Raw genomic sequence first — 21,352 nt, forward strand, 5'->3', positions numbered from 1 at the left:
CCCGCGCGCCGGGCCTCTCGCATCCAGACCACACGAAAGGGACCGCCATGGCCAACATCACCGCCGCGATGGTGAAGGAGCTCCGGGAGAAGACCGGCGCCGGCATGATGGACTGCAAGGGCGCGCTCAACGAGACGCAGGGCGACATCGAGGCCGCCGTCGACTGGCTGCGCAAGAAGGGGCTCGCCAAGGCCGCCAAGAAGGCCGGCCGCGTCGCCGCCGAGGGCCTCGTCGCCGTCGAGTCCGCCGGTCACCACGCCGCCGTGGTCGAGGTGAACTCCGAGACCGACTTCGTCGCCCGCAACGACGCCTTCCAGGCCTTCGCCCGCGAGGCCGCCAAGATCGCCCTGAACACCGACGGCACGCTCGAGGGTCTCCAGAACGCCCACTTCCCGGGTGCCACCGAGACCGTCTCGGAGAAGCTGCAGGCCCTGATCGCCACGATCGGCGAGAACATGAACCTGCGCCGCGTCACCAAGCTCGAGGTCAAGAAGGGCGTCATCGCCTCCTACGTGCACAACCAGATCTCCGAGGGTCTCGGCAAGATCGGCGTGCTCGTGGCGCTCGAGTCTGAGGGCGACGTCGACGCGCTCTCGGCCCTGGGCCGCCAGATCGCCATGCACATCGCGGCGACCAACCCGGTGGCGCTGGACGCCTCGGGCGTCGATGCCGCCACGGTGGAGCGCGAGTCGAACATCCTGCGCGAGAAGAACGCCGGCAAGCCGGACCACGTGATGGCCAAGATCGTCGAGAGCGGCCTGAAGAGCTACTACAAGGAGGTCACCCTCCTCGAGCAGCCCTTCGTGCACGACGGCTCCAAGACCGTGAGCCAGGTCCTCAAGGAGGCCGGCTCCAAGGTCGGCGGCCCCGTGACCCTGACGGGCTTCGTCCGCTACGCGCTGGGCGACGGCATCGAGAAGGAAGAGGGTCCGGACTTCGCCACCGAGGTCGCCCAGCAGGCCGGCCGCGCCTGAGACCTTACGCGGTCCGCCCGTCCGGCCGGGCCGTCGTGAGATCAGCCCCGTCCGGCGCGAGCCGGGCGGGGCTTCTCGTTTCCGGGGTCGCCCGGTCAATCGGCGCCGGGACGTGCTGCGCCGCACAGTCCGCTGTGCGCCGCCGCGCCAGATTCCGGGCATGCCTCTGAAGCCCTTCTCTTACCTCATGATCGGCGTGTTCGCCTCCGGCCTCGCCATGACCGTCTTCGGCGCCGTCGGCGTCCTGGCCGGCAGCTGAGAACGGGCGCCGCTCCGGACCCGGACCGCACCGGCGGCGCAGACGTCCTCCCCGGGCACGCGTCTCTCACACATCGCTCGCGCGCCGGTAGCATTTCGGCCCACGATCCCCGCCGGATCGGTGCCGGGGCTCTCGACGGCGCTCGGGCGGTTGACGTAGAAGCCTCCCCGCTCACGCGATGCGGGATGGAGCCGGGGGCCCAGATGCCGGAGACGACGCCGTTTCGCCGTATCCTCGTGAAGCTGTCGGGCGAGGCGCTCGCCGCTCCGGACGGCTACTGGTTGCATCCGCCGACGCTGGCGGCGCTCGCCGAGGACATAGCCCGCACGATCGAGTCCGGCGCCGAGATCGCCATCGTGGTGGGCGGCGGCAACATGATCCGCGGGGCGCGGATCTCCGCGGCCGGCTGGATCGACCGGGCGACCGGGGATTCGCTCGGCATGATGGCCACGGTTATGAACTCGCTGGCGATCGAGACGGCGCTCAACGCCGCGGGCGTCCAGGCGCGGACCATGTCGGCGGTGTCGATGCCGACCATCTGCGAGACCTACGCCCGCCAGCCGGCCCTGCACCATCTGGACAAGGGCCAGGTCGTCGTCCTCGCCGGCGGCACCGGCAACCCGTTCTTCACCACCGACACCGCCGCTGTGCTGCGCGCCGCCGAGCTGCGCTGCGACGCGGTCCTCAAGGCGACGCAGGTGGACGGGGTCTACTCGGCGGACCCGAAGAAGGACCCGAGCGCGACGCGCTACGACCGCATCACCCACGACGAGGCGATCGCGCGCGACCTGAAGGTGATGGACACCGCCGCCTTCGCGCTGGCCCGGGAGAGCCGCCTGTCGATCGTGGTCGGCTCGCTCCACCCGCCGAGCTCGATCGCCGCGATCCTGTCGGGCGACGCGCCCTCGACCCTCGTGGCGCCCTGACGCGGCAGCAGAAACGGCGCCGCGACCGTTTGCGGCCCTGAAAAAATTCGTCCATTGAGGCCGCGACTGCCCGCGCCGGGCTCAAGACCACGTCAGACGTCTCGGGACGACCCTCATGGCCACACCGGAATTCGATCTCAACGACATCAAGCGCCGCATGCAGGGCGCCGTCGCCTCGCTCTCGAAGGATCTCGGCTCGCTGCGCACCGGGCGCGCGACGCCGTCGCTCCTCGACCCGATCCAGGTCGACGCCTACGGCTCGATGATGCCGATGGCCCAGGTCGCCACCGTTAGCGTGCCGGAGCCCCGGCTCCTGTCGATCTCGGTCTGGGACCGCAGCATGGTCACGGCCGTCGAGAAGGCGATCCGCGAATCCGACCTCGGCCTCAACCCGCAGACCGAGGGGCAGACCATCCGGCTCCGCATCCCCGAGATGAACGAGCAGCGCCGCAAGGAGATGGTCAAGGTCGCCCACAAGTACACCGAGGAGGCCCGCGTCGCCGTGCGCCACGTGCGCCGCGACGGTCTCGACCACCTCAAGAAGCTCCTGAAGGACAGCGCCATCTCGGAGGATGACGAGAAGCGTCAGGCCACCGACGTTCAGAAGGCGACCGACCAGTACATCGCCGAGATCGACGGCGTGCTGGCGTCCAAGGAGAAGGAGATCATGCAGGTCTGAGGCGCGGGACGGGACGCGCGTGACCTCCGCCGCCGCACCGGCCGCGCGTCCCTCGGGACGGCGCGAGCTGTGGCTGCGCGTCGCCTCGGGCCTCGTCCTCGGGGCCGGCGTGCTGGCCGCCCTGGTCTATGGTGGCTGGCCCTTCGCGGGGATCTGGCTCGCCGCCGGCATCGTCGGCTTCGCCGAGTGGATGGTGATGAGCCGCACCGAGCCCCGCGAGGTGCTGATCGCGCTGGGTGCGGCGACGCTCGGCGCCTGGAAGCCGCCGGACTGGGCCTTCGGCCCGGTCTGGGCGGTGATCTTCGCGCTCACCACCACCGCCGGCGTGCTCGCCTGGAACGGCGACGCCGATCCGGCCGCCCGGGGCGTCCTGCTGGCCGCCTACGCGGTGAACGNCGCCACGGTCGCGCGGACCGGCCGGGGCCGGCTCCGCGCCTTCCTCGGGGTGCTCGGCGCGGCCGCGATCGCGGCCGTGCCGGTGGCCCTGCGCGACGACCCCGCCATCGGTCTCGTCGGGCCGGCCTGGATGTTCGCGGTGGTCTGGTCCACCGACATCGCGGCCTACTTCGCCGGCCGGAAGATCGGCGGCCCCAAGCTGATGCCCCGGGTCTCGCCCAACAAGACGTGGTCGGGCGCCCTCGGCGGCCTCGTCGGCGCGGTCGTCGCCGGGACGCTGGTCCCGGTCGTCGCCGACCTCGCCGGCATGACCCTGCCCAGTGCCGCCTCGCTCCCGGTCGTGGCGGGCGTGAGCGCGCTCGCCTCGGTCCTGAGCCAGGCCGGCGACCTGATCGAGTCCGGCCTGAAGCGCCGTTACGGCGTCAAGGACTCGGGCAAGATCATCCCGGGCCACGGCGGCGTCATGGACCGGCTCGACGGATTCTTCGCGGTCGCCGTGCTCGCGGCCCTCTATCTCGCCCTGCGCGGGGGCGGTCTGATCCCGTGACGATGAGGGAGTTCAACCCGTGACCCAGGTCGTCACCGTCTTCGGCGCCACCGGCTCGATCGGCCGCTCCACCGCCGACCTCCTGGCGCAGCACGCCGACCGGTTCCGCGTCGGCGCCCTGGTGGGCGGCAAGGATCCCGTCGCCCTGGCCAAGGTCGCCCGCGAGCTCGACGCCTCCTTCGCGGCGCTCGCCGACGAGGCCGCCGGCCCGGCGCTGGCCGAGGCCCTGTCGGGCTCCGGCATCCCGAACGGGGCGGGGGAGGCGGCCGTCATGGAGGCCGCCGCCCGCGACGCCGACATCGTCGTGGCCGCCGTGAGCGGCGCGGCGGGCCTGAAATCGACCCACGCCGCCCTGCGCCTGGGCCGCAAGGTCGCGCTCGCCAACAAGGAGAGCCTCGTCTGCGCCGGCGACGCCTTCATGCGCGACGCCGCCCGCTACGGCGCCACGATCCTGCCGATGGATTCCGAGCACGACGCGCTGAGCCAGGCGCTGGCCGGCCGGCCGCTCGCCGACGTCCGCACCATGATGATCACGGCCTCGGGCGGCCCGTTCCGGACCTGGACCCGCGAGCGAATCGCCGCCGCCTCCGCGGCCGAGGCCGCCGCCCATCCGACCTGGTCGATGGGCATGAAGATCAACATCGATTCGGCGAGCCTGATGAACAAGGGGCTCGAGCTGATCGAGGCGCACCACCTGTTCGGCATCGAGCCCGAGCGCCTCGACGTGGTCGTGCACCCGCAATCGGTGATCCACGGCATGGTCTACTGGCTCGACGGGGCGGTGACCGCCGAGCTGGCGCTGCCCGACATGCGCGTGCCGATCTCGCACTGCCTGGGCCTCGGTGACCGGCTGACCATTGAGCGGGGCCGGCCCCTCGACCTCGTGAAGCTCGGTTCGCTGACCTTCGAGGCCGCGGACGAGGCGCGTTTCCCGTGCCTGCGGATCGCCCGCGCGGCCCTGGCCGCGGGCGGCGCGGCGCCTACCGTGATGAACGCCGCCAACGAGATCGCGGTGGCGGCCTTCATCGCCGGCCGGATCGGCTTCTACGGGATCAGCGATCTGGTCGAGCGCGCCTGCACCCACTTCGCCGGCCAGTACCGGACGGCGCCCGCCGACGTCGACGAGGCGCTCGCCATCGACGCCCACGTGCGGATCTGGAGCGCCGAGGCCCTGCCGGAACTGCGCGCCGCCGGCTGAACCCGGTCATTGCGAGCGCGGCGAAGCAACCCAGGACGGCGCAACATTCTGCGAGCGTGGCGCCGCTGGATCTCTTCGCCGCGCTCGCGACGACGTTTCCCGCCTGAGCCGCGCCTCAGCGCGCGGGGCCGTACCCGGCCAGGAACACCCGCACTGCTTCGTCGACCTGATGGCGCATCTCGGCCTCACCGGCGATGCCGCCCGCCGCGAACAGCAGGCGGGTCAGCAGACCCGCCTGGCAGAGATGCAGGAAGTGCCGGGCCGCGAGCTCGGTGTCGGCGATCGTCAGGCGTCCCGCCTGGACCTGCGCGTCGAGGTAGCGCGAGAGTCGCTCGACGCCGCGGGCCGGACCGGCCTGGTAGTAGACCTGTCCGAAGCGCGGAAACTTCTCGCTCGCGCCGATGACCATGCGGACCAGCGAGACGTGCGCCGGCCGGCACATCTCGGTCAGGAAGCTGCTTCCGAGCCGCGTCAGGACGCCCGGCACGTCGGGATCGTCCGCGTCCAGGGTGAACAATGCCTCGGCGAGGCTGGCCTTCTCCTGGATCGCCAGCGCCTCGAACAGGTCCTCCTTGTTCTCGAAGTAGACGTAGAGCGTACCCTTGGAGACGCCGGCCGCGCGGGCGATCTCGCCCATGCTCGCGCCGTCGAACCCCGCCGCGAGGAACACCGTCCGCGCGCCCTCGAGGATCTGCTGCCGCTTGTCGCCCTCGTGCTGGGCCTGACCCCGCTCCAGCGCCGCACCGTGAGCCATCATCCCGCTCCGCACCGTGACACCGTCACGCTTGACCGAACCGTTCGGTCAAAATAACCTGCGGCTTCTTCGGGGGCGCGTCAAGCCGCTCCCCGTCATTGACCGAACGGTTCGGTCATCGATGTCGAGGCGCTTCAATGTCCCTTCGCGAGGACGCCGATCGGCCGAGTTCCGGTCTCGAGACCAGCATCGAGGCCGGGGACGAGCCGCGTGCCGAGCGCTCCGCGCCGCCCGCGCCGGCCCCCGCCGCGGCGGCTCTGCCGACGCCCATGCCGACCGAGGCGCCGCCCGCCCGCAAGCGCTCCGTGAAGCGGCTCGTCCTGCTCGGGCTGCTCACGGCCGCCCTGGGCGGCGGCGCCTATCAGGGATGGCAGTGGTGGACCGTCGGGCGGTTCTTCGTCTCGACCGACGACGCCTACGTCCAGGCCGACATCTCGGTCCTCGCGGCCAAGATCCCGGGCTATCTCCAGTCGGTCCCGGTGGTGAACGGCCTCGCGGTGAAGAAGGGCGACGTCATCGCCAAGCTCGACGACGGCGACTACCGCCTCGCGCTGCAGGCGGCGCAGGACAAGCTCGCCACCCAGGAGAGCACCATCGCGCGGATCGGCCGGCAGGCCGAGGCGGCGCAGGCGCAGGTCGCCCAGGCCGCCGCGCAGCTCGACGCGACCCGTGCCGACGCCGTCCGCGCCCAGGCCGACTTCGCCCGGTCGACGCAGATGCAGGCGGATTACGTCGCCAAGTCGCGCATCGACCAGACCCGCGCCGATCGCGACCGCACCGAAGCCTCCGTGAAGGCCATGGAGGCCGGCCTCCTCGCGGCCCGCGCCAACGTCGACGTGCTCCAGGCGCAGAAGCGCGAGGCGGAGAGCCTCGCGGCGGAGCTCCGCACCGCCGTCGACCGGGCCCGGCGCGACCTCGACTTCACGGCGATCCGCGCGCCCTTCGACGGGGTGGTCGGCAACAAGGCGGTCGAGGCCGGCGCCTATGTCGGGCCCGGCACGCGGATCGCCGCGCTGGTCCCGCTTCAGAGCGTCCGGATCGACGCGAACTTCAAGGAGACCCAGGTCGAGCGCATGCGTCCCGGCCAGCCCGTGACCGTGACGGTCGACGCCTATCCGGACCGCGAGATCCACGCCGTGGTGGAATCGTTCTCGCCGGCCTCCGGCTCGGTGTTCAGCCTGCTGCCGCCCGACAACGCCACCGGCAACTTCACCAAGATCGTCCAGCGCCTGCCCGTCCGGGTGCGCGTGCCCGAAGAGGTCGCCCGCGAGGGCCTGCTGCGGCCGGGCCTGTCGGCGGTGGTGCGGGTCGACACCCGCACCGGCGCGGACCGCTCCGTCCTGGACCGCGCCTCCGCGCCGCGGCCGGTCAGCACCSCGAGCCGCTGAGACCCATCATGGCCGCCAGCGCCGCCCTCGCGCCCGGCGCGCCGAGCGATAGCTCCCGTCGCGACCGCGCAGCGGGAACGTGTCCTCCCAGGACCGGCCCAGCGTGATCGCGGCGCGGTAGCGCTCGGTCACCGCCGCGACGTGGTCCGGGTGGTGGACCGTGCGCCAGCCCCAGCCCCGCATCTCGTCGAGGGAGGTGCCGGTGTAGTCGTACCAGCGCTGATTGTACCAGACCCGCGCCGCCGAGCCGCCCCTCGACCGCCGCCGCATGGTGGCGTTCGTCTGCATGGTCTTCGGCATGTTCATGGCGATCCTGGACATCCAGATCGTCTCGGCCTCCCTGAACGAGATCCAGGCCGGGCTCTCGGCCTCCGGCGACGAGATCCCCTGGGTCCAGACCAGCTACCTGATCGCCGAGGTCATCTCGATCCCGCTCTCCGGCACGCTGTCGCGGGTGCTCTCGACGCGCTGGATGTTCGCCATCTCGGCGGGCGGCTTCACCCTGATGAGCCTGATGTGCGCCACCTCCTCGTCGATCGGCGAGATGATCGTCTGGCGGGCGCTCCAGGGCTTCATCGGCGGCGGCATGATCCCGACCGTCTTCGCCGCGGCCTTCACGATCTTCCCGCCCTCGAAGCGGACGATCGTCTCGCCGATGATCGGTCTGGTGGCCACGCTGGCGCCGACGATCGGGCCGACCGTCGGCGGCTACCTGACCGACCTGATGTCCTGGCACTGGCTGTTCCTGATCAACGTCGTGCCGGGCATCTTCGTGACGGTCTCGACCTGGATCCTGGTCGATTTCGACGAGCCCAATTACGGCCTGATCAGATCGTTCGACTGGGCCGGCCTCGCCTTCATGGCCGGCTTCCTCGGCTGCCTCGAATACGTGCTGGAGGAGGGCCCGAACCACGACTGGCTGCAGGACGAGGCGGTCTTCGCCTGCGCGATCGTCTGCGCGACGTCGGCCCTGCTGTTCTTCTGGCGGGTCTTCACGGCGAAGCAGCCGATCGTCGATCTGAGGGCCTTCTCGGACCGGAACTTCGCCAGCGGCTGCGTGGCCAGCTTCGTGCTGGGCATCGGCCTCTACGGGCTGACCTACATCTACCCGGTCTACCTCGCCCGGGTGCGCGGGTACTCGGCGCTGATGATCGGCGAGACGATGTTCGTCTCCGGCCTGTGTATGTTCGCCACCGCCCCCATCGCCGGCCGGCTCTCGGGCAAGGTCGATCCCCGCATCATGATGGGGATCGGCTTCGTCGGCTTCGCCTGCGGCACGTGGATCGTCACCGGACTCACCAAGGACTGGGACTTCTACGAGCTGCTGCTGCCGCAGGTCCTGCGCGGCTGCTCGCTGATGCTGTGCATGATCCCGATCAACAACATCGCGCTGGGCACGCTGCCGCCGGCGCGGATGAAGAACGCGTCGGGCCTGTTCAACCTGACCCGCAACCTCGGCGGCGCGGTCGGGCTCGCGCTGATCAACACGATCCTCAACGACCGCTGGGACCTGCACCTCGCCCGGCTCCACGAGCGCTTCACCTGGGCCAACACGGCCGCGCTGGAGCGCCTCGACGCGCTGCAGCGCGGCTTCGACGCCTACGGCAGCGCCGCCTCCGACATGGCCCTGAAGGCGATGACCAACACGGTGCGCATCCAGGGCCTCGTCATGGCCTTCGAGGACGTGTTCCTGGCCCTCACCGTCCTGTTCCTCGCGATGGCCTGCGCGGTCCCCATGATCCGGCGGCCGAATGCCGGCGCGGGCGGAGGCGGCGGCCACTGACGGGCGGCCACTGACGGGCGGGACCTGCCGCGCGCGGCCGGCCGGTGCGGAATCGGACGGCGCGTGCGACCTTCCGCGGCCGGCCCGCAGGATTGCGTTGGCGGTCGGCACCGCCGATCTGCTAGACAGGCGCATGGCCGGCCCGAGAAGCCGGCGCCGAGACGGCCAGGAATACGGCTTATGGACTTCCTCAACGCGATGGGCGGCACCGCCGGCGGTTTCTTCGGCGCCGTGATCCCGTTCCTGTTCGTGCTCACCGTCGTGGTGTTCGTGCACGAGATGGGCCACTTCCTGGTCGGGCGCTGGTGCGGGGTCGGCGTGCACGCCTTCTCGCTCGGCTTCGGTCCCGAGCTGTTCGGCTTCAACGACCGGCGCGGCACCCGCTGGAAGATCTGCGCGATCCCGCTCGGCGGCTACGTGAAGTTCCACGGCGACGTGAACGGCGCCAGCATGCCGGATCCCGAGGCGGTCGCCCGGATGAGCCCGCAGGAGCGGGCGATCAGCTTCCCGACCCAGCCCGTGGCCAAGCGCGCCGCGATCGTCGCCGCCGGCCCTGTGGCGAACTTCATCCTGGCGATCCTGCTCTTCGCGGGCGCCATCTGGCTCGGCGGCCGCTACGAGCTGCCCGCCCGGGTCTCGTCGGTGGAGCCGAACAGCGTCGCCGCCCAGGCCGGCTTCCAGCCCGGCGACGTGATCACCGCCATCGACGGCGAGAAGATCGGCGACTTCAACGCCATGTACCGCACGGTGACCGGCAGCGCCGGGACGCCGCTGACCTTCACGGTGGAGCGCAACGACCAGCCCATCACCATCCAGGCGACGCCGGCGACCTTCGAGGAGAAGACGCCGTTCGGCCGCCACCGGATCGGCCGCCTCGGCATCCGCTCGCCCGCCGGCTCCGAGGCGCGGCTCGTGCAGTACGGGGCGCTCGACTCGCTCAATCTCGGCGTGAAGGAGACCTACTTCGTCGTCGAGCGCACCTTCTCGTATCTCGGCAAGCTCGTGACCGGCCGGGAATCCGCCGACCAGCTCTCGGGCCCGATCGGCATCGCCCGCGTCTCCGGCGAGGTCGCCAAGACCGGCGGCGTCGGCGGCCTGGTCGGGCTGATCGCCCTGCTCTCGGTCTCGATCGGCCTGCTCAACCTGTTCCCGGTGCCGCTGCTCGATGGCGGCCACCTGCTGTTCTACGCCTTCGAGGTGGTGCGCGGCCGCCCCCTCAGCGAGCGGGCCCAGGAGATCGGCTTCCGCATCGGCCTCGCCCTGGTGCTGATGCTGATGCTGTTCGCCGCGTGGAACGACATCCTCAACCTCGGCGCCTCCTGGCGGAACACCTGATCCGGGGCCGGCGGGGATCCCGGGATCCCTGCCGGATCTCCACCGGAAACGCTGCCCCAATCCGGCCGTGATCTCGCCCGGAGACCGCCCGGATGACGCCCCGCCGGCGCGTCGAAACGGGGTTAAGAACGCGTTCACGCGGTCGCGAGCACAGCGAAAAAGCCGCGATGGCACAGGCGTTTACGGCGCGTTCACCATGATCCGCGGTTTGCCCGCAGCCTGACCGCACCGTTAAGTGGCGCGAAGGCCACGACCCCCCAAAATCCCCTGACGATGGCCTCCCGCGCGTTTGCTTGGCAGGGGAATCCCGCTAAGAGCTACGCTTGGACCGAAGCCACGCTTGGACCAGGTGACGGGACGGCCGATCAACGGTCGCCTGTGACGGGCTAACCCCCCGCGACCAGAACAGAAACGGGCGATTGCATGATGTCGTTGACGGGGAAGCCCCGACGTAAGTCGGTGCGGAAAACCATCGTCCTAGTCACTGCCGGTCTGGGTGTCGTCCTGAGCGGGGCTGCCCAGGCGCAGCAGATCGTCGTCCAGGGCAACCAGCGCGTCGATGCCGACACGATCCGGTCCTACGTGACCGGGACGGCGTCCGGCTCCGCCGAGGAGGCCCGCCGCAACCTGCTCGCGAGCGGGATGTTCTCCGACGTGAAGGTCGCCCAGTCGGGCGGCCGCACGGTGGTGACGGTCCGCGAGAACAACCTGATCAACCGCGTTGTCTTCGAGGGCAACAAGAAGGTCGAGAAGGCGACCCTCGAGGGGATCGTCGAGGCCAAGGCCCGCGGGCCGTACAGCGAGGCGATCGTCAACGCCGACCTCGCGCGCATCCGCGACGTCTACAAGCGCTTCGGTCGCGGCACCGCCAAGGTGACCTACCGGACGGTCGACCTGCCCAACGGCCGCGTCGACGTGATCTACCAGATCGACGAGGGCGATAAGACCGGCATCCTCTCGATCAACTTCGTCGGCAACAACGCCTACTCGGAGCGGACGCTGAAGGGGCTGATGAGCTCCTCGGAGATGAACTTCCTGTCGTTCATCAAGACCTCCGACGTCTACGATCCCGACCGCATCACCAACGACCTCGACCAGGTCCGCCGCTACTACCTGAAGAACGGCTACGCCGACTTCCAGGTGGTCAGCGCCGACGCGCGCTACGTCGAGGGCGACAAGTCCGGCTACGTCATCACCATCACGGTGAACGAGGGCGAGCAGTACAAGGTCGGCGCCGTCCAGGTGGATTCGCGCCTGCCGGGCCTCGACACCACGCAGCTCGACAGCGACATCGCGACCTCGGTGGGCGACATCTACAACGCCGACGACGTCGAGAAGACGCTCAACAACGTCACCCGCCAGGTCAACCGCGCCGGCTACCCGTTCGCGCAGGTCCGCCCGACCGGCCAGCGCGACCCGGCGAGCCACCAGGTCTCCCTGGGCTTCGTGGTCGAGGACGGCCCGCACGTCTACGTTGAGCGCATCAACATCCGCGGCAACACCCGCACCCGCGACTACGTCATCCGCCGCGAGCTCGATATCGCCGAGGGCGATGCCTACAACCGCGTGCTGACGGACCGCGCCGAGCGGCGCCTGAACGGCCTGGGCTTCTTCAAGAAGGTCCGCTTCTCCAACGAGCCGGGCTCGGCTCCGGACCGCGTGATCATCAACATCGACGTCGAGGATCAGCCCACGGGTTCGTTCTCGGTGGCGGGCGGCTACTCCACCCAGGACGGCATCATCGGCGAGGTCTCGGTCTCCGAGTCGAACTTCCTCGGTCGCGGCCAGTACGTCCGGCTCGCCGGCACGGGCGGCCAGTACTCGCGCGGCGTCGACTTCTCCTTCACCGAGCCGTACTTCCTCGGCTACCGCCTCGCGGCGGGCTTCGATGCCTTCTACAAGTACTCCGACCTGACCCGGTACTCGCGCTACGAGACCACGGTGTACGGCGGTCAGCTGCGCCTCGGCCTGCCGATCACCGAGGAGTTCGGCATCACGCTGCGCTACTCGCTGTACAACACCGAGCTGAAGGTGCCGAACACCCTCAAGCGGCCGTACAACGACTGCTCGATCCCGATCCCGGGCTACACCGCCACCTACGCGGCGGGCACGATCGACCCGAACACCGGCCGGAACATCGGCGGCCAGTCGATCTACCCGAACTGCGCGTATGACGGCGAGGCCTCGATCGCCATCAAGGGCTCGCAGGGCAACACGCTGACCTCGCTGGCCGGCCTGACGCTCGCCTACTCGACCCTCGACGTGATCGGCGCGCCGCGCAACGGCCTCTACGCCGAGCTGAAGCCCGACGTCGCCGGCCTGGGCGGCGACTCGAAGTTCTTCCGCGTGACCGCCGACGCGCGGTACTACAAGGAGATCTTCGAGGACGTCGTCGGCTTCATCCGCTTCCAGGGCGGCCACATCTCGTCGCTCAACAACGACCCGCTGCGGGTGACCGACCAGTTCTTCCTCGGCCCGTCGCTGGTCCGCGGCTTCGCGCCGAACGGCATCGGTCCGCGCGACGTCGGCATCGCCGACGCCCGCTCGAACGCGATCGGCGGCTCCACCTACGTCGGCGGCACGCTCGAAGTTCAGTTCCCGCTGCCCCTCGTTCCGCGCGATCTGGGCCTGAAGGGCGCGCTCTTCGCCGATGCCGGCACGCTGTTCGGCTATCACGGCCAGCGGAACTTCAACGTGAACGGCGACGCCTTCATCAACGGCATCTCGCCGACGACCGGGAAATGCAACTTCAACGCCTTCACGATCGGCGTGGAGCCGGAATGCGTGAACGTCCGCGACACGGCGGCGATCCGCTCCTCGATCGGCGCGTCCATCCTGTGGAACTCGCCGCTCGGCCCGATCCGGTTCGACTACGCCTACGCTCTGTCGAAGGACGAGGGTCAGAAGGTGTTCGTCCCGATCCTCGGCAAGTTCGGCCATATCGGCGCGGATCAGGTCCAGGCGTTCCGCTTCTCCGGCGGCTCGCGCTTCTGATAAAAATCCCGCGCGCCGGCCGGATTGTCCCGGCCGGCGCGTTGCCCAGCATGTCAGATCCCATTTTCTTCACCGCCGCCGCCGCCGGGCTCACGCTGGCCGAGATCGCGGCGGCCGCCGGCACGGGCCTCCCCGAGGGGGCCGACCCGGATCGCCGGTTCAGCGGCGCGGCCTCCCTGGAGAGCGCCGGTCCGGACCACCTCGCCTACATGGACAATGCCCGCTACGGCGACGCCCTCGCGGCGACGCGGGCGGGCGTCTGCCTGGTCTCCCCCCGCTTCGCGGCGCGCTGTCCCGCCGGGACCGTCGCCCTCGTCAGCCGCGATCCCTACCGCGCCTACGCGGCCCTGCTCGGCCGGCTTCACCCGGACGCCCTGCGTCCCGGTTCCCAGTTCGCGGTCCGCGGCGTCGCTTCCGGCGCCCACGTCCATCCCGAGGCCCGGCTCGAGGACGGGGTCACGGTCGATCCCGGCGCGGTGATCGGGCCGGGGGCCGAGATCGGCGCCGGGACGGTGGTCGGGCCGAACGCCGTGATCGGACCGGGCGTCCGGATCGGGCGCGACTGCGCGATCGGCGCCGGCACGACCCTGAGCCACGCCCTCCTCGGCAACCGGGTGATCCTCCATCCCGGGGCCCGGCTCGGGCAGGACGGGTTCGGCTTCGCCATGGGCGCCACCCACCTCAAGGTGCCGCAGGTCGGGCGCGTCATCGTCCAGGACGACGTCGAGATCGGCGCCAACACCACGGTCGACCGGGGCGCCTCGCGCGACACGGTGATCGGGGAGGGCACCAAGATCGACAACCTCGTGCAGATCGCCCACAACGTCGTGATCGGGCGCCACTGCGTCATCGTGTCGGGTGTCGGCATCTCGGGCTCGACCACGCTGGAGGATTACGTCGTCCTCGGCGGCCAGGTCGGCGTCGTCGGTCACCTGCGCATCGGCCGCGGCGCCCAGATCGCCGGCTCGTCCAACGTCAACCGTGACGTGCCGCCGGGAAGCCGCTGGGGCGGGACGCCCGCCAAGCCGGTGCGGGCGTGGTTCCGCGAGCTGACGACGCTCGCGCGCCTCGCCGAACGCTCGGGCAAGGAGCCCGCGGGCGACGACGCCTGACCGGGAAGGCCTTGCGCTTCCGGCGATTTCTTCCGAAGAGGGCGGTCGGCGCGCCGAAGGCGGCCGGATTGCGGGCCGCCGAAGGCGGCAAGTCGAGGTGCGGATTTCGATGAGTGAGGCGGCGCGCGAGACCGGCACCGAGCTGGGCATAGCCGACATCCAGACGCTGCTGGAGCTGCTGCCGCACCGCTACCCGTTCCTGATGGTGGACCGCATCGTCGAAATCGACCGCGACGAATCCTGCGTCGGCATCAAGAACGTCACGGCCAACGAGCCGCAGTTCATGGGCCATTTCCCCGACATGCCGGTCTTCCCGGGCGTGCTCCTGATCGAGGGCATGGCGCAGACGGCGGGCGCGATCTGCTGCCGCCACATCCGGGCGGACGGGCGGAACACCAAGCAGGTGTTCTTCATGACCATCGACAAGTGCAAGTTCCGCAAGCCCGTCACCCCCGGCGACCAGGTGCGCTTCCACATGACGAAGCTGAACCAGCGCCGGACCATGTGGTGGTTCCGCGGCGAGGCCCGGGTCGACGGCACGCTGGTCGCCGAGGCCGAGATCAGCGCCATGCTGGTGACGGAGTGACCGCGCCCGTCATCCACCCGAGCGCCGTGATCGAGGCCGGCGCCCGGATCGGCGACGGGGCGCGGATCGGCCCCTTCTGCCATGTCGGGCCCGAGGTCCAGCTCGGCGCGGATTGCGAACTCATCAGCCACGTGGTCCTGGCGGGCCGGACCGCGATCGGCCCCCGCACGCGGATCTTCCCCTTCGCGTCGATCGGCCACCAGCCGCAGGACCTGAAGTACCGCGGCGAGCCCTCGACCCTGACGATCGGCGCCGATTGCCTGATCCGCGAGGGCGTCACCATGAACCCGGGCACCAGCGGCGGCGGGCTGGAGACCGTGGTCGGCGACCACTGCACCTTCCTGGCCAACTCGCATGTCGGCCACGATTGCCGGGTCGGCGCCCACGTGATTTTCTCCAACAACGTCATGCTGGCGGGCCATTGCAGCGTCGGCGACTACGCGATCCTGGGCGGCGGCGCCGCCGTGATCCAGTTCGCGCGGGTCGGCGCGCACGCCTTCGTGGGCGGCCTGTCGGGCCTGGAGAACGACTGCATCCCCTACGGAATGGTGCTCGGCAACCGGGCCTACCTGTCGGGGCTCAACATCATCGGGCTCCAGCGCCGCGGCTTCGCCCGCGAGGACATCCACGCGCTGCGGCGCGCCTACCGCCTGCTCTTCGCCCCCGAGGGCACGCTGATGGAGCGGGTCGAGGACGTGGCGGCGACCTTCGAGTCCCACGCGGCGGTCGCCGAGATCCTCGACTTCATCCGCCTCGGCGGCAAGCGCTCGATCTGCACGCCGCGCGAGGTTCCGACCCCGATCAGCGCCGCCTGAGCGGCCGGGCCGTGACCGAGGCCGATCCCGCCCCCGAGGGGGCCCTGGTCCTGATCGCCGGGGCCGGGCGCCTGCCGGAGCTCGTCGCCGAGTCGCTCCGCCGGGCGGGCCGGCCCTTCCGGGTGATCGCGCTGCGCGGCTTCACCGGGCCGGCCCTGCGTGCCGGCGCCGACGCCACGGTCGACCTCCTCGATCTCGCCGCCACCCNCTGGGGCAGGCGGTGGTCCTGGCCGGCGACCGGAWCCTCGCGGTGGAGGGACCGGAGGGCACGGACCGCATGCTCGCCCGGGCGCGGGCCCTGGGACGCCGCCCCTTCGGGTTCGGCCGGGCGATGCCCGCGACCGTGCTGGTGAAGGCCCCGAAGGTCGGCCAGGACCGCCGCATCGATCTCCCGGCCGTCGGCGCGCGGACCGTGCGCAACGCGGCCCGGGCGGGCTGCGCCGGCCTCGCCCTGGAGGCGGGCGGGACCCTGGTCATCGACCGGGCGGCGACGGCCGCGGAGGCCGACCGCCTCGGCCTGTTCGTGGTCGGGTACGGAGGCGCGCCGTGACCGGCCGGCCCCGGACGATCTGGCTCGTGGCCGGCGAGGATTCCGGCGACCAGCTCGGCGCCAAGCTGATGCGCGCCCTGCGCGAGGCCGCGCCCGACACCGTGTTCGGCGGCGTCGGCGGCGAGGCCATGGCGGAGGCGGGGTTCGCGTCCCTGTTCCCCCTCGATGACGTGGCGGTGATGGGCTACCTGCCGGTCCTCGCCCGGGCCCGGACCCTGCTCCGCCGCATCCGCGAGACGGTCGGGGCGACGGTCCGCGCCCGGCCCGACGTGCTGGTGATCATCGACAGTCCGGGCTTCACCCACGCGGTGGCGCGGCGGGTGCGCAGGGCGGCGCCCGGCCTCCCGATCATCGACTACGTGTCGCCGAGCGTCTGGGCGTGGCGGCCCTGGCGGGCGAAGGGCATGCGGCCGTTCATCGACCACGTCCTGGCCCTGCTCCCCTTCGAGCCCGACGCGCATCGGCGGCTCGGCGGACCACCCTGCACGTATGTCGGGCACCCGCTGATCGAGCGCCTCCCGGAGCTGCGGCCCGGCGCGGCCGAGCGGGGACGGCGCGAGGCCGTTCCCTACAGCCTCGTGGTCCTGCCAGGCTCCCGCCGATCCGAGATCGAGCGGCTGATGCCGGTCTTCGGGGCGGCGCTGGCCCGCGTGGCCGAGGGCCTGGCGGTCGAGGCGGTGCTGCCCGCCGTGACCCGCCACAGGGACCTGATCGAGCGGCTCTCGGCCGACTGGGCGGTGCCGGTCCGCATCGTCACCGGCGAGGCACCGAAGTACGCCGCCTTCCGGGAGGCGCGGGCGGCGCTCGCCGCCTCCGGCACGGTCACGCTGGAGCTGGCGCTCGCGGGTGTCCCGATGGTCGTCGCCTACAAGGTCTCGCGGGCGGAGGAGTTCATCGCCCGCCGGCTGATCCAGGTCCCCAGCATCGTGCTGCCGAACCTGATCCTCGCCGAGAACGCGATGCCGGAATTCGTCCAGGCCGACTGTACCCCGGACCGCCTCGCCGGCGCCCTGCGGCCGCTCCTGGCCGGCGGTGAGGACCGGGAGACCCAGCTCGCCGCCCTCGGCCGCATCGACGGGCGGATGCGGCTCGCCGCGGAGGACACNGCCAGACCGCCATGGCGGTCTGGCCGGGCGGCTCGGCCGGGGGCGCGAACTGGTCGGGCTCGTCGAGCATCACGACGCGGCGCGCGGCGCGCGGGCCGGAGGAGCCGTCCGCGGACGGGCTCGCTTCCGGCCTGGACGGGCGGAACGGCAGGTCCTCGGTCAGGTAGGCGGCGCTGTAGGCGAAGAGGCCCACCCAGCCGAGGATGAGGAGCGTCGGCAGGGCGAAGCGACGCCAGGAGCCGGAACGCGCCCCGTCGCCCGGATCCGCCAGCACCACCGCCCCCATGGCCTGCCCCCCTCTCGTCCGATCAGCGGCCGAAGATGCCCTTCAGGAACTGCGCCGTACGGTTGCGCTTGCGCTTGCGCTCCAACTCCGAGGCGTCCTTGAGCCACGCCACCTGCACCACGCGCCGCTCGCCCTCGAAGGGCTCGTGGCCGTGCCAGGAATTGTCCGCCCGCAGGAACGCGAACATCGTGCCCATGGTCGGCGGAACCTCCACCGCGAAGGGCTCGTAGTTGCGTCCGTCGTAGAGCACCCGCAGGCGGCCGGCCGCCGGGGCATCCCAGGCATCGTTCATGTAGACGAGCAGGGTGAGCACCTTCGACGGGCCGTCGGTGTGGATCGAGCCGTATTTCAGCTGGCTGCGGCGCATGATGGTCGTCAGCCGCGGGCAGGAGACGAGGTCGATGCCGAACTTCTCGCCGAGAATCTCCGAGAAGGCGTCGCTCTCCAGCTCGTCGATCAGCGCCTTGAACCGGCCCTTCAGCGCGACCTCGTCCACCGTGAGGTAGCCGGGCTTGCCGATGTCCGGGAAGTCGCGCCGGATGTCGTCGATCGCGTCGGGATTCAGGACGTTGCTGCCCAGCGTGTAGGCGTAGGGCTCGCGGGAGACGGGCGCGGCGCGCACGGCGGAGATGTCGAGGATCGAGAGAGCGGACATCGCTGGGTCCCTTGGCTCCGGCGCCGGTCGGCCGGCACGCGGGGCGCCGGAGACGCGTGCCGGGGGGCCGGTCCTGCCGTCGTGCCGGGGCCGCCCGCGCAGGCGTCCACGACCACAGATCTACAGCTGCTTCCGGCGATCCCGGAATCTCCTAATCCGCCGATTGCGGCGGTCCAACGGCGAAAGCGGCCCGGTGGCGCATTCCGGTGACAGTCTCGGACGGCCCGCTTGTGCAGGATGGCGCCAGACCCGCGGGCTTTCTTCCCGGGTGCGTACCGGAATCCGTGCCCGATGAGGCCGTTGGCCCTCGCTCTGCTGTTCACCCACCTCGCCGCAGTCGCGGCCGGGGTCGAGGCCCATGCCCAGTCCCGCCCGCCCCGCGGCTCGATGACGGCGCGCATGACCTGCTCCGAGGCGATGGCCCTCGTGAGGAACGAGGGCGACGTGATCATCGCCGCCGGGTCGGCGCCGGAGCGCTTCGTCAGCAATCCCGGTCAGTGCAGCGGCTCTGAGATCGCCGAGCTGCGCTTCGCCCCGACGCGGGACAACCCGCAATGCCCGATCGGCTACCATTGCCGCGAACCCGGCTTCGAGGAGTGGAACTGGTAGCCGCGCCGCCGGCGTAAATCGCCGCACCGCCGGAACGTGACCAAAGTTTCACGCGACAGCGCGGGCACAGTGCCACTATCTGGCCATCTGCCGGGGCCAAGGCCGCCGGCGGCGTCCCGAGCGGGCGCGCACGGATGGGGGATCGACGGTGGCAGCACTCAGGACCGGACTGGGTATCCAGGCCGTGCTCACGGCCCTGGCCGCGCTGATCCTGCTGGCGTTTCCCGGAATCCCGAGCCCGCCGCTCTACGTCTCCCTCGCCGGCTTCGCGATGGCGGGCATCCTGATCGCCTCGAACGGCATCTCGGCCTACCTGAAGGTCTTCGTGTCGGTCTACGGCGTCGGGTACCTGCTGCTCGCCGGCTCGAAGACGGTCGCCGCCATGGGGCTGCTGCCGCCGGTGATCGCGGCCCTGCTCCCGCCCGCCTTCGCGGCCACCGGCGCGGTGGTCTTCGCCGCCATCGTGCTCGGCATCTCGCATCTCGAGCCGATCCGCGCGATCACCAACATCGCCGACCCGTATTTCGCCAATCGCGACAAGCCGACCAAGGAGATCGGCCTGTTCCGCTGGTTCGGCACCACCGAGGGACGGATCGGCCGCAACCTCGTGGCGCTGTCGATCTTCGTCAACTTCGCCGACGTGGCGCTGACGCTGCGGTTCAACTTCTTCTACCGCGACATCTACAACTCGCTCCAGGAATACGACGCCAACGCGTTCTGGTACCAGCTGCTCTGGGTGTTCGTGCCGCTGGCCACGCTGAACATCGCCATCGGCATGTTCGACCTGTTCGTGGATTCCTCGCTGCTGATCCGCTGGCGCACGTGGCTGACGCACAGCCTGTACGAGCGCTGGCTCGGCAACGGCACGCATTACCGGATCCCGTTCACCGACGAGGAGGCGGATAACCCGGACCAGCGTATCCAGGCCGACGTCAACAGCTTCATCGTGCAGACCACGACGCTGTCGATCCGCCTGCTCAGCCAGGCCGCGCAGCTCGTCTCATTCATCGTGATCCTCTGGACCCTGTCGCGCGACTTCGTCGTGCCGTTCACCGACACGGTGATCCCGGGCTTCCTGGTCTGGCTGGTGATCGCCTACGCGGTGGTCGGCACGTGGCTCACCCACCTGATCGGCCGGCCGCTCATCGGGCTCGACTTCCGGCAGGAGCAGGTCGAGGCGAATTTCCGCTTCGCGCTGGCCCGGAACCGCATCTACTCGGAGCAGATCGCCCTGCTGCGCGGCGAGCGTGCGGAGGCCTCGCGGCTGTCGACGCTGTTCCACAGCGTGATCGACAACTACGTCGGGATCATCTTCCGCCGCATCAAGCTGATCGCCTTCACGTTCAGCTACCGGCAGGCGAGCGTGATCTTCCCGATGGTGCTGGCGGCGCCGTCCTTCTTCGCCAAGAAGATCACGCTGGGCGCACTCCAGCAGACCTCCCAGGCCTTCAGCCAGGTGCAGAGTTCGCTGTCGTTCTTCGTGGATTCGTACACGACGCTGGCGGCCTACAAGGCCAACACCATCCGTCTCGGCTCCTTCCGCCGGGCGATGACCAAGGCCGAGGCGCTGGAGGCGGCGGGCTACGGTCTCGTCCAGGGGAACGAGAGTGCCGGCGACGTCACCGCGCGCGATCTGGTCCTCGCCCTGCCGAACGGGAAGCCGATCGTCACCGCCGACGCGCTGACCCTGCCGCGCGGCGGCGCGACCCTGGTCACCGGTCCCTCCGGCTCCGGCAAATCGACCCTGTTCCGGGCGATCGCGGGGATCTGGCCGTTCGGCAAGGGCCGGGTCGACGTGCCCGCCGGGCAGTCGGCCCTGCTGCTGCCGCAGCGGCCCTACATCCCGCAGGGCACCCTGCGCGGCGCCGTGGTCTACCCGAACACCACCGACCAGTTCCCGGACACGGCGATCCGGGACGCCCTGACGGCCGCGCAGCTCGCCCACCTCGTCGACCACCTCGACGAGAGCGACACCTGGGAGCGGCGGCTGTCGGGCGGCGAGCAGCAGCGACTGGCCATTGCCCGCGCGCTCCTGGCGAAGCCCGAATGGCTGTTCCTCGACGAGGCCACGGCCTCCCTCGACGAGCCTTCCGAGGCGGCCCTCTACCGGATGCTGCGCGAGCGGCTCCCCGGCACGACGATCGTGTCGATCGGCCACCGCTCGACGCTCGACGCCTTCCACGACCGGCGCATCGCGCTCGAGCCGGAGAGCGGTGTGTTCGTCCCGCGGGTGCAGCGGCAGCCGCTCCCGGCGGAGTGAGGGGCTGCAACAGCTCCCACCTCTCTCTGCGGGTGGGGGCCGTGCCCTCTCCGTCATCACGAGCGCAGCGAAGTGACTCAGGGCAGCGCGACATCCTGGAGATGTGGCGCGGCCCTGGCTCGCTTCGCTCCGCTCGCAAG

General features: G+C 70.8%; 18 protein-coding genes and 1 pseudogene. 16 read left to right on the top strand and 3 right to left on the bottom strand.

The annotated features are described in order from the left end of the window. Positions 1 to 47: 47 nt before the first annotated feature. The 5 genes from tsf (at position 48) to dxr (ending at position 4,979) form a co-directional block, all read left to right on the top strand. Positions 48 to 974, top strand: a complete 927-nt coding sequence (tsf, locus tag MMR14E_RS21165) for a translation elongation factor Ts (protein WP_331317005.1) — start codon at positions 48 to 50, stop codon at positions 972 to 974. A gap of 462 nt (positions 975 to 1,436) precedes the next feature. Next, positions 1,437 to 2,159: a UMP kinase gene (gene pyrH / locus MMR14E_RS21170; protein ID WP_026604897.1), complete on the top strand. Its 723-nt coding sequence runs from the start codon at positions 1,437 to 1,439 to the stop codon at positions 2,157 to 2,159. Positions 2,160 to 2,274: 115 nt separating this feature from the next. Beyond that, entirely contained in the window at positions 2,275 to 2,838 is a 564-nt protein-coding gene (frr, locus tag MMR14E_RS21175) for a ribosome recycling factor (RefSeq protein ID WP_012320386.1), read from the top strand. A 19-nt stretch (positions 2,839 to 2,857) separates the two neighbouring features. Continuing rightward, positions 2,858 to 3,781, top strand: a complete 924-nt coding sequence (locus tag MMR14E_RS21180) for a phosphatidate cytidylyltransferase (RefSeq protein ID WP_331317007.1) — start codon at positions 2,858 to 2,860, stop codon at positions 3,779 to 3,781. Between the two features lie 19 nt (positions 3,782 to 3,800). Further along, a complete protein-coding gene (gene dxr / locus MMR14E_RS21185) occupies positions 3,801 to 4,979 on the top strand; it encodes a 1-deoxy-D-xylulose-5-phosphate reductoisomerase (RefSeq protein WP_331317009.1) in 1,179 nt (392 codons plus the stop codon). Between the two features lie 115 nt (positions 4,980 to 5,094). Here the strand turns inward: dxr and MMR14E_RS21190 are convergent, their stop codons facing one another. Further along, on the bottom strand, positions 5,095 to 5,733 hold the full coding sequence (locus MMR14E_RS21190) for a TetR/AcrR family transcriptional regulator (RefSeq protein ID WP_331318595.1): 639 nt from the start codon (positions 5,731 to 5,733) through the stop codon (positions 5,095 to 5,097). Positions 5,734 to 5,870: 137 nt separating this feature from the next. Here MMR14E_RS21190 and MMR14E_RS21195 point away from each other — a divergent pair, with 137 nt between their 5' ends. Next, the gene (locus tag MMR14E_RS21195; RefSeq protein WP_331317011.1) at positions 5,871 to 7,121 is read left to right on the top strand and encodes an HlyD family secretion protein; all 1,251 of its coding nucleotides are present in this window, start codon (positions 5,871 to 5,873) and stop codon (positions 7,119 to 7,121) included. A 6-nt stretch (positions 7,122 to 7,127) separates the two neighbouring features. Here the strand turns inward: MMR14E_RS21195 and MMR14E_RS21200 are convergent, their stop codons facing one another. After that, on the bottom strand, positions 7,128 to 7,421 hold the full coding sequence (locus MMR14E_RS21200; RefSeq protein ID WP_331317013.1) for a PAS domain-containing protein: 294 nt from the start codon (positions 7,419 to 7,421) through the stop codon (positions 7,128 to 7,130). On the opposite strand from MMR14E_RS21200, the gene MMR14E_RS21205 reads away from it, so the two are divergent. The 8 genes and pseudogenes from MMR14E_RS21205 to lpxB all read left to right on the top strand — a co-directional run bounded on the left by MMR14E_RS21205 (position 7,390) and on the right by lpxB (position 17,609). Continuing rightward, positions 7,390 to 8,904: a DHA2 family efflux MFS transporter permease subunit gene (locus MMR14E_RS21205; RefSeq protein WP_331317014.1), complete on the top strand. Its 1,515-nt coding sequence runs from the start codon at positions 7,390 to 7,392 to the stop codon at positions 8,902 to 8,904. The two genes, MMR14E_RS21200 and MMR14E_RS21205, sit on opposite strands and share 32 nt — an antisense overlap. 180 nt (positions 8,905 to 9,084) lie before the next feature. Beyond that, positions 9,085 to 10,239, top strand: a complete 1,155-nt coding sequence (locus tag MMR14E_RS21210; protein WP_331317015.1) for an RIP metalloprotease — start codon at positions 9,085 to 9,087, stop codon at positions 10,237 to 10,239. 423 nt (positions 10,240 to 10,662) lie between these two features. Then, positions 10,663 to 13,233, top strand: coding sequence for an outer membrane protein assembly factor BamA (gene bamA, locus MMR14E_RS21215; RefSeq protein ID WP_331317017.1), 2,571 nt, complete (start codon positions 10,663 to 10,665; stop codon positions 13,231 to 13,233). A 50-nt stretch (positions 13,234 to 13,283) separates the two neighbouring features. Beyond that, positions 13,284 to 14,345: a UDP-3-O-(3-hydroxymyristoyl)glucosamine N-acyltransferase gene (lpxD, locus tag MMR14E_RS21220; RefSeq protein ID WP_331317019.1), complete on the top strand. Its 1,062-nt coding sequence runs from the start codon at positions 13,284 to 13,286 to the stop codon at positions 14,343 to 14,345. Positions 14,346 to 14,454: 109 nt separating this feature from the next. Further along, positions 14,455 to 14,931 carry a 3-hydroxyacyl-ACP dehydratase FabZ gene (gene fabZ / locus MMR14E_RS21225; RefSeq protein WP_331317020.1) on the top strand — a complete coding sequence of 159 codons (477 nt, stop codon included), beginning with the start codon at positions 14,455 to 14,457 and terminating at the stop codon, positions 14,929 to 14,931. Next, positions 14,928 to 15,746 carry an acyl-ACP--UDP-N-acetylglucosamine O-acyltransferase gene (lpxA, locus tag MMR14E_RS21230; RefSeq protein WP_331317021.1) on the top strand — a complete coding sequence of 273 codons (819 nt, stop codon included), beginning with the start codon at positions 14,928 to 14,930 and terminating at the stop codon, positions 15,744 to 15,746. Before fabZ ends, lpxA begins: the two co-directional genes overlap by 4 nt. Positions 15,747 to 15,757: 11 nt before the next feature. Beyond that, a pseudogene (gene lpxI, locus MMR14E_RS21235) lies at positions 15,758 to 16,296 on the top strand (UDP-2,3-diacylglucosamine diphosphatase LpxI domain-containing protein). Next, the gene (gene lpxB / locus MMR14E_RS21240) at positions 16,293 to 17,609 is read left to right on the top strand and encodes a lipid-A-disaccharide synthase (protein WP_331317022.1); all 1,317 of its coding nucleotides are present in this window, start codon (positions 16,293 to 16,295) and stop codon (positions 17,607 to 17,609) included. The pseudogene lpxI and the gene lpxB overlap by 4 nt, the downstream one beginning before the upstream one ends. Before the next feature lie 101 nt (positions 17,610 to 17,710). Here the strand turns inward: lpxB and MMR14E_RS21245 are convergent, their stop codons facing one another. Next, a complete protein-coding gene (locus tag MMR14E_RS21245) occupies positions 17,711 to 18,343 on the bottom strand; it encodes a 2OG-Fe(II) oxygenase (RefSeq protein WP_331317024.1) in 633 nt (210 codons plus the stop codon). Between the two features lie 291 nt (positions 18,344 to 18,634). Here MMR14E_RS21245 and MMR14E_RS21250 point away from each other — a divergent pair, with 291 nt between their 5' ends. Then, positions 18,635 to 18,952, top strand: a complete 318-nt coding sequence (locus MMR14E_RS21250) for a hypothetical protein (protein WP_331317026.1) — start codon at positions 18,635 to 18,637, stop codon at positions 18,950 to 18,952. 148 nt (positions 18,953 to 19,100) lie between these two features. After that, positions 19,101 to 21,212, top strand: coding sequence for an ABC transporter ATP-binding protein/permease (locus MMR14E_RS21255; RefSeq protein ID WP_331317027.1), 2,112 nt, complete (start codon positions 19,101 to 19,103; stop codon positions 21,210 to 21,212). The last annotated feature ends 140 nt before the right edge of the window (positions 21,213 to 21,352 follow it).

It is taken from the genome of Methylobacterium mesophilicum (assembly GCF_036441335.1).
GTDB classification, from domain to species: Bacteria; Pseudomonadota; Alphaproteobacteria; order Rhizobiales; family Beijerinckiaceae; genus Methylobacterium; species Methylobacterium mesophilicum_B.